General features: G+C 69.8%; 11 protein-coding genes and 1 pseudogene. 10 read left to right on the forward strand and 2 right to left on the reverse strand.

Features of this window, described 5'->3' with window-relative positions; translation table 11 throughout:
* Position 1 precedes the first annotated feature (1 nt).
* The 4 genes and pseudogenes from ACRAKI_RS11540 to ACRAKI_RS11555 all read left to right on the forward strand — a co-directional run bounded on the left by ACRAKI_RS11540 (position 2) and on the right by ACRAKI_RS11555 (position 3329).
* A complete protein-coding gene (locus tag ACRAKI_RS11540) occupies positions 2-1111 on the forward strand; it encodes a cellulose binding domain-containing protein (protein ID WP_447007054.1) in 1110 nt (369 codons plus the stop codon).
* Between the two features lie 143 nt (positions 1112-1254).
* On the forward strand, positions 1255-1659 hold the full coding sequence (locus ACRAKI_RS11545; RefSeq protein WP_447007055.1) for a YciI family protein: 405 nt from the start codon (positions 1255-1257) through the stop codon (positions 1657-1659).
* Positions 1656-2869: pseudogene (locus ACRAKI_RS11550) on the forward strand (RNA polymerase sigma factor). The gene ACRAKI_RS11545 and the pseudogene ACRAKI_RS11550 overlap by 4 nt, the downstream one beginning before the upstream one ends.
* Before the next feature lie 55 nt (positions 2870-2924).
* The gene (locus tag ACRAKI_RS11555; protein ID WP_447007056.1) at positions 2925-3329 is read left to right on the forward strand and encodes a DnaJ family domain-containing protein; all 405 of its coding nucleotides are present in this window, start codon (positions 2925-2927) and stop codon (positions 3327-3329) included.
* Positions 3330-3397: 68 nt separating this feature from the next.
* On the opposite strand, the gene ACRAKI_RS11560 is transcribed toward ACRAKI_RS11555, so the two are convergent.
* Complete coding sequence (locus ACRAKI_RS11560; RefSeq protein ID WP_447007057.1) at positions 3398-3565, reverse strand: hypothetical protein; 168 nt, start codon at positions 3563-3565, stop codon at positions 3398-3400.
* A 732-nt stretch (positions 3566-4297) separates the two neighbouring features.
* On the opposite strand from ACRAKI_RS11560, the gene ACRAKI_RS11565 reads away from it, so the two are divergent.
* The 6 genes from ACRAKI_RS11565 (at position 4298) to ACRAKI_RS11590 (ending at position 11652) form a co-directional block, all read left to right on the forward strand.
* Positions 4298-6412, forward strand: coding sequence for a pectinesterase family protein (locus ACRAKI_RS11565; protein ID WP_447007058.1), 2115 nt, complete (start codon positions 4298-4300; stop codon positions 6410-6412).
* Positions 6409-7284 carry a carbohydrate ABC transporter permease gene (locus ACRAKI_RS11570; RefSeq protein WP_447007059.1) on the forward strand — a complete coding sequence of 292 codons (876 nt, stop codon included), beginning with the start codon at positions 6409-6411 and terminating at the stop codon, positions 7282-7284. Before ACRAKI_RS11565 ends, ACRAKI_RS11570 begins: the two co-directional genes overlap by 4 nt.
* Positions 7281-8192 (forward strand): carbohydrate ABC transporter permease, encoded by a 912-nt coding sequence (locus ACRAKI_RS11575; RefSeq protein WP_447007060.1) that lies wholly within the window; start codon positions 7281-7283, stop codon positions 8190-8192. The genes ACRAKI_RS11570 and ACRAKI_RS11575 overlap by 4 nt, the downstream gene beginning before the upstream one ends.
* A gap of 8 nt (positions 8193-8200) precedes the next feature.
* Complete coding sequence (locus ACRAKI_RS11580; protein WP_447007061.1) at positions 8201-9484, forward strand: ABC transporter substrate-binding protein; 1284 nt, start codon at positions 8201-8203, stop codon at positions 9482-9484.
* Positions 9481-10632 (forward strand): enolase C-terminal domain-like protein, encoded by a 1152-nt coding sequence (locus ACRAKI_RS11585; protein ID WP_447007062.1) that lies wholly within the window; start codon positions 9481-9483, stop codon positions 10630-10632. The genes ACRAKI_RS11580 and ACRAKI_RS11585 overlap by 4 nt, the downstream gene beginning before the upstream one ends.
* 81 nt (positions 10633-10713) lie before the next feature.
* Complete coding sequence (locus ACRAKI_RS11590; RefSeq protein ID WP_447007063.1) at positions 10714-11652, forward strand: pectate lyase family protein; 939 nt, start codon at positions 10714-10716, stop codon at positions 11650-11652.
* Between the two features lie 70 nt (positions 11653-11722).
* On the opposite strand, the gene ACRAKI_RS11595 is transcribed toward ACRAKI_RS11590, so the two are convergent.
* Positions 11723-13204, reverse strand: coding sequence for a ricin-type beta-trefoil lectin domain protein (locus tag ACRAKI_RS11595; RefSeq protein ID WP_447007064.1), 1482 nt, complete (start codon positions 13202-13204; stop codon positions 11723-11725).
* Positions 13205-13358: the final 154 nt, after the last annotated feature.

Consider the following 13358-nt stretch of genomic DNA (forward strand, 5'->3'; position numbering starts at 1 on the left):
GATGTCGAGGAAAGCCGCTGTCACGGCACTCCTGGCCGCTCTCGCCACGCTCGTCGGCCTCCTGGTCGCCGCACCGGGGCAGGCGGTCGAGGCCGCCGCGCCGACGCGGATCATGGCGCTGGGCGACTCGATCACCGGGTCGCCCGGCTGCTGGCGCGCGCTGCTGGACCGCGACCTGCGCAACGCCGGGCACACGGACATCGACTTCGTCGGCACCCGGACCGGTGACGGTTGCGGGTTCGCCTACGACGGCGAGAACGAGGGCCACGGCGGCGCGCTGGTCACGGCGGTCGCCGACCAGAACCAGCTCGTCGGGTGGTTGAGCGCCACCAACCCGAACGTGGTGATCATGCACTTCGGCACCAACGACGTGTGGAGCAACCGGTCGACCGCGACCATCCTGGCCGCGTACGGCAAGTTGGTCGACCAGATGCGCGCGAACAACGCGAGCATGAAGGTGATCGTCGCCAAGATCATCCCGATGGCGGCGAGCGCCTGCGCGGAGTGCCCCCAGCGGGTGGTCGACCTCAACGCGGCGATCCCGGGCTGGGCGGCGGGCAAGTCCACCGCGCGGTCGCCGATCACCGTGGTGGACCAGTGGGCCGGCTTCGCCACCGGGACGGACACCTACGACGGTGTGCACCCGAACGCGTCCGGTGATCGCAAGATCGCCGACAAGTGGTTCCCGGCGGTGGTGTCCGCGCTCAACGGCACCACCCCCACGTCGACCACGACCACCAGCACCACGACCACGACAACTACGACGACAACGACGACGACGACGACCAGCACGAGCACGCCGCCGGTGGAGTGCGGCGTCTCGCTCAGGGTCGTCAACCAGTGGCCGGGCGGGTTCTCGGGCGAGATCGAGATCCGCAACGGCAGCGCGACCGCGACCAGGGGCTGGCGGCTCCAGTTCGACCTGCGGGCCGGCCTGGCCGTGACCCAGGGCTGGAACGGCACGTTCAGCCAGAGCGGTTCCACCGTGACGGTGGCCAACGTGTCCTGGAACGGTGCCATCCAGCCGATGACCTCGATCAAGGTCGGGTTCAACGGTTCGGGTGACGTCACCGGCTGGGTTCCGCCGAGGCCCCTCTGCTCGCTGACGTGACGGGATCTCGCGGTTGTGCCCCGCGCCTGGGGCACAACCGCGAGTGATCCAGGTCACCTTCGAGCGTGTAGGGAAGCGCTGGACGGCTCCGTCCACAGGTTGGGAGCGCCAAGATGGGCGCGACGAAGACCTAGGAGTCCGACATGGCGAAGTTCCTGCTCCTGACGAACTACGGCCCGGCCGCCAACTGCGACGTCCCGATGGACCAGTGGCCGCACGAGGACATCGCCGCGCACATCCGGTTCCAGCACGACCTGGGCAGCGAGCTGACCTCGAACGGCGAACTGGTCGACGCGCAGGGCCTGGCGGGTCCGGAGCTGGCCAAGACCGTCACGTTCACCGGCTCCGGCGCTCCGGTCGTCACGGACGGCCCGTTCCCGGAGTCCAAGGAGCTGCTGGCCGGCTACTGGATGGTCGACACCACGCCGGAGCGCGCTCTGGAGATCGCCGCGAAGGCCTCGGCCGCGCCCGGCCCGAACGGCGTCCCGATGGGCATCCCGGTCGAGGTGCGGGAGCTGATGTCGGCACCCGCGTCGCCCGACCTGTGACAGGGTCCGCCCCTGACGGCAAGACCGTCGAGGACCTGCTGCGCGAGTGCGCGCCGCAGGTCCTCGGCGTGATCGCACGCCGGTTCGGTGATTCGCGTCGGCCGAGGACGCCGTGCAGGAGGCGTTGCTGGCGGCGGCACGGCACTGGCCGGTGGACGGTCTGCCGGACAACCCGCGCGGCTGGCTCGTGCAGGCGGCGTCGCGGAAGACGACCGACCTGGTCCGCAGCGAGGCGGCGCGGCGTCGGCGTGAGGAAGAGGCGTTCCGCGCCCCGCCGCCCGGTGACGCGGTGGACCGGGACGACACGCTGGTGGTGCTGTTCCTGTGCTGCCACCCGGAGTTGACGCCCGCGTCCGCGATCGCGCTGACGTTGCGCGCGGTGGGCGGCCTGACCACGGCGGAGATCGCGAACGCGTTCCTGGTGCCCGAGGCGACGATGTCCCAGCGGATCACCCGGGCCAAGCAGAAGCTGCGCGGCGCGGGCTTCGCCATGCCCGGCCCGGACGAGTTCGCCGCCCGGCTGCGGTCGGTGCTGCACGTGCTGTACCTGATCTTCAACGAGGGCTACGCCGGCAGCGTCGGCGGCTCGCTGCACCGCACTGAGCTGTCGGGGGAGGCGATCCGGCTGACCAGGGCCGTGCACGCCCGGCTGCCGTCCGACCCGGAGGTGGCGGGCCTGCTGGCGCTGATGCTGCTCACCGACGCGCGCAGGCCGGCGCGGACCGGCCCGAACGGCTCGCTCATCCCGTTGGCCGACCAGGACCGGTCGTCGTGGGACAAGGCGCTGATCGTGGAGGGCGTCGACCTGATCATGGCGGCGGTGGAGCGCGGGGCGATCGGCGAGTACCAGTTGCAGGCCTCGATCGCGGCCATCCACGACGACGCGCTGCGCGCGGAGGACACCGACTGGCCGCAGATCCTGGGCATGTACGGGCTGCTGGAGCGGATGACCGGCAACCCGGTGGTGTCGCTGAACCGGGCGATCGCGGTGGCGATGGTGCACGGTCCCGAGGAGGGCCTGAAGCTGATCGACGCCCTGGACGCGCGGCTGCCCGGCCACTACCGCCTCGACGCCGTCCGGGCGCACCTGCACGAGATGTCCGGCGACGTTCCGCGCGCCGTGGCGCACTACCGGGCGGCGGCGGCGCGCACGACCAGCACCCCGGAGCAGCGGTACCTGGTGGAGAAGGCGGCCAGGCTCGCCCGCTAGGTCCTGCCCGGTAGGTCCGCCCAGTAGGTAAGGTCGACGGGAGGGGGTGGTGGCCGTGACCGAGCGCAAACCGGCCGGCGTCGGGTTCGAGACGTGGATCGACCGGCAGATCCGCGAGGCCCAGGACCGCGGCGACTTCGAGAACCTGCCCGGCGCGGGCAAGCCGTTGACCGGCCTGTACGCGCCGCACGACGAACTGTGGTGGGTGAAGGAGAAGCTCCGCCGCGAAGAGGGCACCGCCCTCCCACCAACCCTGTTGCTGCGCAAGCAAGCCGCCGCCGCCCGCGAGGCCGCCGGGCAGGCGTCGAGCGAGGCCGAGGTGCGGTCGATCCTGGCCGACATCAACGCCAGGATCGAGGACGCCATCCGCAAGCCGATGTCGGGTCCACCCCTGAACCTGATGCCGTTCGACGTGGAGCACGTCGTGGCGGAGTGGCGCACCGGGTCCGCCGCTCGCTGACGCCCGTCCCGGCGGGTGCGCGGGAGAACGCGTAATCGGTTATCGCCGCAATGGTGTGAATGGTGACGTCAATGGCCCCTGCGGGTGCGCCGAGCGAGTGCCGCGGCCTGTTCCAGCTCCTCCTGCGACGTGTCGAGCACCTGTCCCAGCCAGGTCCGCCAGTACGGCCCGGGAATGCGTTTCCCGCGTTCCCGGCGGGACACCTCCTCGCGGGCGATGCCGACGTTGCCGGACACCGCGTGCAGCTCCGCTGCCAGGTCGTGCTGGGTCAGCCCGCGTCCGCGCCGTAGCCGGGAGCACTTCGCCGATCGGGCACCCGTGTGCGGCTGGTCGGTGCACCGCGCACAACCCCCTGGGCTTCGGACAAGTGGCGTCGGCCAGTGTTCCACCCGATTTCGGCCTGGTCATTCACCCAACCGAACACTCCATTCCACGATAGGTCCGTCGCCGACGCGCGCCGCGCCCGCCGAGCGCGGCATCCGGGCGACGGCCAGGTGCGACGCGGTGAACCGGTCGAACCGCGACGGCAGCCAGGCGGCGCGCCATCGCGGTGGCCAGGCAGACGCGACGCCACGGCGGGGAGACCACCACCGCGATCTCGGCCGCGCCCGGCGCGCCCGTCGCCTCATAACGGGCGCGAGACCGCGTGGAACGTGATCATTTCTCGGATTTGGTCCGGGGCGGACGTCGGCGCGAGGGGCCAGGTGCTTCGCAGGAGCCCTGCCTGGCAGTCGAATTCGATTCGAATTCGACTGATCGTCGAACGGGATCGTCGAACGGCCGTCGAACGAGCGTCGAACGAAGTTACGTCGTTGACGTACGGCGGATACTTTCGCAATACTCTGTTCGCACTTCTGGATAGCGTTCACACATATGAACGATCTCGCCGCGGAAGGCCCCTCGTCATGCGGATATTGAGTTCTGCGCTCGTGCTTTCATGCGCCCTCGGCGTAATCGCGGCGGCACCCGTGCACGCAGGTCATGACCTGGGCAAACAGGTGCTGCGAGCCGGTGACGGCTGGGCTTCGAGCGGTGCCGGCACGACCGGCGGGTCGGCCGCGACCACAACGCACGTAGTCCGCGACGAGGTGGAATTGCGAGCCGCTCTGGCCTCGCCCGCCCCACGCATCATCAAAGTCCGCGGAGTCATCGACCTGCGCGACGACTGCTCTACCTACGCGACCGACGGATATACCCTCGACGGCTATTTGGCGGCATACGACCCGGCCGTTTGGGGGCGTGACACCGAACCGAGCGGCCCGTTGGAGGACGCCCGCGCGGCATCCGCGCGCCGTCAGGCGGCGGCCATCGCGCTCGACGTCGGCTCGGACACCACGATCGTCGGCGACGGCCGCGGCGCGGGCATCACCGGCGCGAACCTGCGGGTGCACGGCGTGCAGAACGTGATCATCCGCAACCTGACCTTCCGCGACACCCGCGACTGCTTCCCCCAGTGGGACCCGACCGACGGCGCCGAGGGCAACTGGAACTCGGACTACGACGCGGTGTCCTTGCAGCGCGCGACGAACGTGTGGGTCGACCACAACACGTTCACCGACCAACCGCACCCGGACAGCGCGGCGCCGACCTACTTCGGCCGGCCGTACCAGCAGCACGACGGCTCGCTCGACATGACCAACGGCACCGACCTGGTCACGGCGTCGTACAACCTGTTCGAGGACCACGGCAAGACGATGCTGATCGGCTCGTCCAACTCCTCGACCGTCGACCCCGGCAAGCTGCGCGTCTCCATTCACCACAACGTGTTCCGCAACGTCGAGGAGCGGCTGCCGCGGGTGCGGTTCGGCAAGGTCCACGTCTACAACAACCTCTACGAGCCGGGACCGTCGTTCGTGTACGCCTGGGGCGTCGGCGTGCAGTCCGCGCTGTACGTGGAGAACAACTACGTGAAGCTGTCCGGCGGCGGCACGGTCGAAGACCTCATCCACAACTGGGGCGGAACCGCGATCACCGAGGTCGGCACGGTCGTCGACGGCCGGCCGACCGACGTGCTGGACGCGTTCAACGCGGCCTACCCGACCGCGCGGCTCTCCGGTGACGCCGGCTGGACGCCCACGCTGAACCGCGGCCTCGAACCGGCGGTCCGGGTCAAGAACCTCAAGGCCGGCGCGCAGCAGCGCGAGCGGTACCACGTGGCCAAGGGCACCGACTTCGACACGGTCCAGGCCGCGATCGACGCCGCTCCGCCGGGCACCACCATCACCATCGGCAAGGGCGTGTACCGCGAGGTCATCCGGGTGCCCCGCACCAAGCCCGACCTGCTGCTGAAGGGCTCCACCGGCACCGCGCGCGACGTCGTCATCGACTACGACAACGCCAACGGCACCAAGAAGCCCGACGGGACGACGCACGGCACCACCGGGTCGGCCACGGCGACGATCGAGGCGGACGGGTTCACCGCCCGCGACCTGACGTTCAGCAACTCGTTCGACCGGGCCGCGCACCCCGAGATCACGTCGACGCAGGCAGTCGCGGTGAAGGCGACCGGCGACCGCCAGTACTACGACCGCGTTCGCTTCCTCGGCCATCAGGACACCCTCTACGCCGACACGCGGGCCGCCGGGACGCGGGCCCGCCAGTACTACCGGGGTGGCGAGATCGTAGGCGACGTCGACTTCATCTTCGGCCGCGCCACGGCGGTGTTCGACCAGATGACGATCCGGGCGCTGGACCGGGGCGGCGACCAGGCCACTGGAAGCACGGCGGGCTACATCACGGCCGCCAGCACCCGGCGCGACAACCCGCACGGCTTCCTGATCATGAACTCCACCATCGTGAGCGACGCCCCCGCGGGCACCTACTACCTGGGCCGCCCGTGGCACCCCGGCGGCGACCCGGACGCCGTCGCGTCGGTCGTCATCCGCGACACGAAGCTGCCCGCCGCCGTGAAGACCGCGCCGTGGACCGACATGTCGGGCTTCTCCTGGCGCGACGCCAGGTTCGCCGAGTACCGGAACTCCGGTCCGGGCGCCACCGCCGGGGCCGACCGGCCGCAGCTCACGTCCGGACAGGCCGCCCAGCACACCCTCCGCGCGTACCTCGGCGACTGGAACCCCGCATGAGGACTCGCACGTGGGCGCCCTACGCGCTGATCGCACCGACGCTGGTGCTGATGGCGGTCTTCCTGGTCTACCCGATCGGGAGCGTCGTCTACTACAGCCTCCAGCGGTACAACGTCACGCAGCCGTGGAAGAACGGCTTCGCGGGGTTGGACAACTTCAAGCAGATGCTGTTCGACGACCCGCTGTTCTGGCAGAGCCTCGTGTTCAGCGCCAAGTGGGTGTTCGTCGAAGTCGGACTGCAGCTGCTGCTGGGCCTGATCCTGGCGCTGGTGGTGAACGAGACGTTCATCGGCCGCGGCATCGCCCGCGCGCTGGTGTTCTCGCCGTGGGCGGTGTCCGGTGTGCTCACCACCGGCATCTGGATCCTGCTGCTCAACCCGTCCACCGGCATCTTCCAGGAGCTCTCGAAACTGGGCATCGGCTCGCCGGGCACCTCGGTGCTCGGCAACCCCGACACGGTGTTCGACGCCCTCGTGGTCACCGAGCTGTGGCGCGGTGTGCCGTTCTTCGCGATCCTGCTGCTCGCCGACCTCCAGAGCATCCCCAAGGACCTCTACGAGGCGGCGTCCGTGGACGGCGCGAGCCGGTGGCGGCGCTTCACCAGCGTGACCCTGCCGCACCTCAAGGACGCGATCATCCTGTCCACGCTGCTCCGCGCGGTGTGGGAGTTCAACAACGTCGACCTCATCTACACGCTCACCGGCGGTGGTCCGGCGAACCAGACCACCACGCTGCCGCTGTACGTGGCGAGGCAGGCCGTCGACTCGCACAACTTCGGGTACGGCTCGGCGCTGACCGTCGCCGGGTTCCTCATCCTGCTGTTCTTCTCCATCCTGTACCTGCGGTTGTCGAAGTTCGGGAGCCGGGCATGACCAATACCCTGGGCAAGACCGAAACCCTGGCCCGCCCCCCGGCGAACACCCCGCCCCCGCCCCGGCGGCCGACCAAGCGGCGTCGCCGGGCCGTGGCCGAGGAACCGGGCAAGCGGTGGCTGATCCACGTGCCGCTGTTCGTGTACCTGCTGTTCACCCTCATCCCGTTCTACTGGATGCTGGTGTTCGCGGTGCGGCCGACCGGCTCCACCCAGCTGGTGCCGTGGCCGGTCACGTTCGAGCACTTCGACACGGTGTGGAACGACATCGGCTTCGGGATCTTCTTCTACAACAGCGTGGTCATCGGTCTCGGCGTGCTGGTGTTCGTGACCGTGCTGTCGACCATGGGCGGCTACGCCCTGGCCCGGTTCAGGTTCCGCGGCCAACGGGTGTTCCTGCTGGCACTGCTGTGCACGCAGTTCATCCCCGGCGCGATGATGCTGATCCCGCTGTTCGTCATCTTCAAGGGCGTGGGGCTGCTCAACAGCCTCACTGGCCTGGTCATCGCGGAGGTGGCGTTCCAGCTGCCGCTGGCGCTGATCCTGATGAGCGGATTCGTCCGCAACATCTCGTACGAACTGGAAGAAGCCGCCATGGTGGACGGCTGCTCGCGGATGCGGGCGTTCTTCGCGGTCACCCTGCCGCAGCTCAAGCCCGCGCTCGTGGCGGTCGGGTCGTTCGCGTTCATCGGCGCCTGGAACCAGTTCCTGTTCGCGCTGATGTTCGCGTCGCGGCAGGACAAGTTCACGCTGCCGGTCGGCCTGAGCTACGCGCTGGGTGAGTTCAACACCGACTTCGGTGCGCTCGCCGCAGGTGGCGTCGTCGCGGCCGTGCCGGTGGTCCTCGTTTTCGCCGTCGTGCAGCGGTTCCTGGTGCAGGGGCTCAGCGCCGGGGCTGTCAAGGGATAGGGAGCATCATGAGAAGACTGCTGGTCGCCGTGGCCGCCGCCGCACTGGCGTTGACCGCCTGCGGATCCGGGGACACCGGGGGTGACGGGAAGGCCACCATCACGTTCTGGGACAACAACGGCGGCCCCGCCCGCACGCCGATCTACGAGGAGCTGATCAAGCGGTTCGAGTCCGCGAACCCGGACATCGAGGTCGAGTACGTCGGCATCCCCAGCTCGTCGGTGCAGCAGAAGTACGACACCGCCATCGCCGGTGGCGAGACGCCGGACGTCGGCGGCGTGACCACGTCGTACCTCGCGCACCTGGTCGGCCAGGAGGCGTTGGCGCCCGTCGACGACCGCATCACCGGCGGTCCGCTGAAGGACAAGCTGCTGCCCTCGCTGGTGGAGACCGTTCGCCAGACCGCGCCGGACGGCAAGCTCTACCTCGTCCCGTCCTCCGCCAACATGGACATCATCTGGTACCGCACCGACTGGTTCAAGGACGCGGGCATCGAGCCGCCGAAGACCTGGGACGAGTTCATCACCGCGGCCACCAAGCTGACCGACACGGGCGCGAACAAGTACGGCTACACCATCCGCGGTGGCGCCGGCTCGGTGTTCCAGCTGATCACGGAGGCCTACTCGTACTCCGGTGTGGAGAGCTTCTTCAAGGACGGCAGGAGCACCCTCGACGACCCGGCCAACGCCGAGCTCGTGGACAAGATCGCCGACCTGTACAAGAAGGCCACGCCCGAGGCCGACGTCAACAACAGCTTCACCCAGATGATCGCCCAGTTCACCGGCGGCTCGGTCGCGATGATGCACCACAACCTGGGCTCCTACAGCGACGTGACCAAGGCGTTGGGCGACAAGGTCGCCGCGATCCCGCTGCCGGTCGGCCCGAGCGGCAAGCGGACCATCGTGCCCAACCCGACCGACGGCTTCGCGGTGTTCAAGAACAGCGAGCACCCGGACGCGGCGTGGAAGTTCGCCGAGTTCCTGACCTCGGCCGAGTCCAACAGCTACTGGAACGAGAAGGTCGGCCAGATCCCGGCGAACACGGACGTGCGCAGCGCGGCGTGGATCGACAAGGCCGCGCACGTGAAGATGGCGCTCGACGTGCTGGAGGACCCGGCCACCATCCTCGTGCCCGCCCCGGTCTACCTGCCGCAGTACTCGTCCATCACCAAGACCGACAGCGAGCCCCAGTACCAGAAGGTGCTCCTCGGCGAGCTGTCCGGCCAGCAGTTCCTGGACGAGATGGCGAAGAAGCTGACCGAGGCGCAGAAGGAGTGGGAGGACCGCAAATGATCGAGCGCGTCGAGGTGTCGGTGTTCACGACCACCGCGTGGACCGCGGTGGACCCGCACGGGCACCGGCACCCGAGCGCCGAGCACGAGGTCCGCGAGGCGCTGCTGGAGATCACCGACTCCGACGGTGTCGTCGGACGCGTCCAGGTGCACCCCGACCAGCTGCGCCCGGCCGTGCTCGACTCGATCGTGAAACCCGTGCTGATCGGCGCGGATCCGTGGGACCGCGAACGGCTCTGGAAGGCGATGGCGCGCAAGCAGCGCGGCTCGCACGGCCGGTTCACCGACCGGGCGCTGGGCTACGTCGACACCGCGCTGTGGGACCTGGTGGGCAAGCGGGCCGGCCAGCCGGTGTGGAAGCTGCTCGGCGGCGCACGGTCCCGCATCCCCGCGTACGCCAGCACCATGTGCGGTGACGAGACGCCCGGTGGTTTGAGCACGCCGGGGGACTACGCGGAGTTCGCGAAGCAGCTCGTGGCGCAGGGCTACCTGGCGATCAAGCTGCACACGTGGATGCCGCCGGTGCCGGGCGCGCCCAGCGTGCGCGCGGACATCGCGGCCTGCGAAGCGGTGCGTGACGCCGTCGGCCCCGGCGTGGAGCTGATGCTCGACGCCAACCACTGGTACTCCCGCACCGAGGCGCTGGAGCTGGGTCGGGCGCTGGAGTCCCTGGGCTTCTACTGGTTCGAGGAGCCGATGGAGGAGGCGTCGATCAGCTCCTACCGGTGGCTGGCCGACCAGCTGTCCATCCCGGTGATCGGACCGGAGGTGGCGTGGGGCAAGCACATGAGCCGCGCAGAGTGGATCACGTCCGGCGCGTGCGACATCCTGCGCGCCGGGCCGACCGACGTCGGCGGCATCTCGCCGACGGTGAAGGCCCTGCACCTGGCCGAGTCGTTCAACATGGACTGCGAGATCCACGGCGACGGCTCGGCCAGCCTGGCCGTCCTCGGCGGCACCGACAACGGCCGCTGGTACGAGCGCGGCCTGCTGCACCCGCTGCACGACTTCGACCGCGTGCCGCCGCACCGGCTCGCGATCGCCGACCCGCTCGACGCGGAGGGGTGCGTCGCCATGACCGACTCTCCCGGTCTGGGTGACGAGTTCGACGTCGAGCACATCCGCGAGCACACCGTGGAGAGGTGGTGAGTCCGGTGTAGGCCTCAGCCCGCCGCCACGTCCTACCGCCGCCGGTTCCCTTTTCATCCACAGTCGTATGGAGGAAACCGCATGTCACGCAAGATGTCCCGTGCGCTGCTCGCGGCCACGGCCCTGGCCGCGACCGCGATCATGGCGCCCTCGGCCACCGCCGCGTCGTTCAACCTCGAAGGCTGGGGCACGCAGTGCGGCGGCACGACCGGTGGCGGCAGCGCCTCCCCGGTCACCGTCAGCACCACCGCGGCGTTCATCTCGGCCGTCCAGTCGTCCAGCGCGTCGGTCGTCCGGGTCTCCGGCACCATCACGCTGTCGAGCATGACCAAGGTCGCGTCGAACAAGACGATCATCGGTGTCGGCTCGGGCGCCACCATCGCCGGGCACGGCCTGAACATCTCCAAGGTCTCGAACGTCATCGTCCGCAACCTGAACTTCCGGGACTGGCGGGACGACGGCATCCAGGTCGAGACGTCGACGAGGGTCTGGATCGACCACAACACCCTGCGCAACGGGTACGACGGCGCGATCGACATCAAGCGCGGGTCCGACTGCGTGACCGTGTCGTGGAACAAGATCAGCAGCCACGACAAGACCATGCTGCTCGGCCACAGCGACGACAACGGCAGCCAGGACCGCGGCAAGCTGCGGGTCAGCTACCACCACAACTGGTTCGACGGCACCAACCAGCGCCACCCGCGGGTCCGCTTCGGCAACCCCGTGCACGTCTACAACAACTACTACGGCGGCGTGACGTCGTACGGTGTCGCTTCCACGGAGGAAGCGGGTGTGCTCGTCGAGGGCAACTACTTCGAGAACACCAGGGACCCGTTCCACCGCGGCGAGGGCAGCTCGGACCCGGCCAACCTGGTGGCGCGCAACAACCACATGGTCAACTCGGGTTCGGGTGACCAGGGTGGCAGCGTGAAGGCGATCCCGTACTCCTACGTGCTGGACAGCGCCGGCGGCGTGAAGTCCATCGTCACGGGCGGTGCGGGCACGGGCAAGGTCGGCTAGTAGGCGCCCTGCCGGAATCGGCGGCCCTTGGCACGTCTCCCGCCAAGGGCCGCCTCCGGTCGTCCACGTCCTAGCCGCGACGCCACTTCTGGTTCGCGCCGCCGGTGCACTCCCACTGGTGCAGCGGCGTGCCGCTGCCGCCCCAGTTCGCCACGTCGACGCACTTGTTCGCCTGCGGGTTCACCAGGTCGCCCGCGCCGCTCAGCACGAACTGCTGGGCAGGGTTGCCGGAGCAGCGGGCGAGCTGGATGGCCGCGCCGTTGTCGCGCGAGCCCCAGGCCACGTCCATGCACAGGCCGAACGCGCGGATCGTGCCGTCACCGGGGAACGTCCAGTTCTGCGCGGCCGTGTTGTTGCAGTCCCACAGCTGCAGGCGCCGGCCCTCGACGGCGTTCGAGTTGGGCACGTCGATGCACTTGTCCTGCCAGCCGATGATCCGGCTCGTGCTGCCGCCGCCACCGGTCGTGGTGAGCTGGAGGCCGTACACGCCCAGGATCTCGTTCAGCGGCTGGAACAGCGTCGTGCCGCCGGTCGAGCAGTTGCCCGAACCGCCCGACGTGACGCCCTGCGCCTGGTTGCCCGCGAGCCACGCGCCGCCCGAGTCGCCGCCCTCGGCGCACGCGGTGGTCGACGTGAGGCCGTGCACGAGCCGGCCCGAGTAGTTCACCGTCACGTTCTTCGCCTGGATCGTGCCGCAGCGCCAGCCGGTGGTCCGGCCGGACCGGCACACCGACGCGCCGATGCCCGCCTCCTGCGACCCGGCGACCGCCACGCTGCCGCCCGAGTAGTTGTTCACGTACGGGGTCGGGGTCCAGTTGGCGTTCGTGCGCACCCAGCCGTAGTCGTTCTCCGGGAACGACGAGCCGGCGAACGTGCCCTGGCTGACGTTGTTGTAGCCCAGCGTCGGGCTGCCCGTGCCACCGCAGTGCCCGGCCGTGACGAAACCGCCGTTGTTCACCGAGAACCCGACCGAGCACAGCGTGTTGCCGTTGATGACGTACTGGTCGCCACCCCGGATGTCGTACAGGGGGCGCGGCGCGTCGGCCGACACGACCGGCTTCACGTCCACACCGGCCCGCGCGGCGAACGCCCGTGCGGCGGACTCCGTGCGGGCGGAGACGACCACGGCGTTGGACGCCGGGTCCACGTGCCAGGAGTGGACGTCCGCCGTGGCCGGCGTGCGGTCCAGAGTGGCCTTGGCGTCCGCCAGCGACTTCTCGGTCCGGGACACCCGCACCGGGGACGCGCCGGCGGTCCGGACGGCGGCGGCGTCGGCCGGGTCGACCACGCCGACCTTCAGCCCGCCGTCGTACCAGGCGCCGCCGAACCGCTCGCCGAGCCGGGTCCGCAGCGCGGTCTCGACCGGGACGGACGCGGCCTCGTCGGCCTGGCGCACGGCGGCCTGGGCCGGGTTCCAGCCCAGGTCCCGGGCCAGGGCGACGTGCAGGGCGTCGTCCGAGGGCGGTGCGGCGGGTGCGGCCAGAGCGGGTGCGGGCAGGACGACGAGCGCGGCGGCGACCAACGCCACGCAACCTCGCGCGATCAGTCTCACGACAGCTCCTTGTGCAGGGTAGGAGAGGTGTGAGAGCGCTCTCGCGAGGAAGCTTCGCATGTGGTCCAGACCCCGTCAACACGGCTCGGAGGCGGAGAACATCCGGATGCCCGGGAACGTCTGCCCGTTCCAGAAGTGCCCACCCGTCCGCACC

It is taken from the genome of Saccharothrix isguenensis (assembly GCF_052936305.1).

Coding starts and splice junctions, on each gene's coding strand:
- ACRAKI_RS11540 (WP_447007054.1), top strand. CDS start 2: ATGTCGAGGAAAGCCGCTGTCACGGCACTCCTGGCCGCTCTCGCCACG.
- ACRAKI_RS11545 (WP_447007055.1), top strand. CDS start 1,255: ATGGCGAAGTTCCTGCTCCTGACGAACTACGGCCCGGCCGCCAACTGC.
- ACRAKI_RS11570 (WP_447007059.1), top strand. CDS start 6,409: ATGAGGACTCGCACGTGGGCGCCCTACGCGCTGATCGCACCGACGCTG.
- ACRAKI_RS11575 (WP_447007060.1), top strand. CDS start 7,281: ATGACCAATACCCTGGGCAAGACCGAAACCCTGGCCCGCCCCCCGGCG.
- ACRAKI_RS11580 (WP_447007061.1), top strand. CDS start 8,201: ATGAGAAGACTGCTGGTCGCCGTGGCCGCCGCCGCACTGGCGTTGACC.
- ACRAKI_RS11585 (WP_447007062.1), top strand. CDS start 9,481: ATGATCGAGCGCGTCGAGGTGTCGGTGTTCACGACCACCGCGTGGACC.
- ACRAKI_RS11590 (WP_447007063.1), top strand. CDS start 10,714: ATGTCACGCAAGATGTCCCGTGCGCTGCTCGCGGCCACGGCCCTGGCC.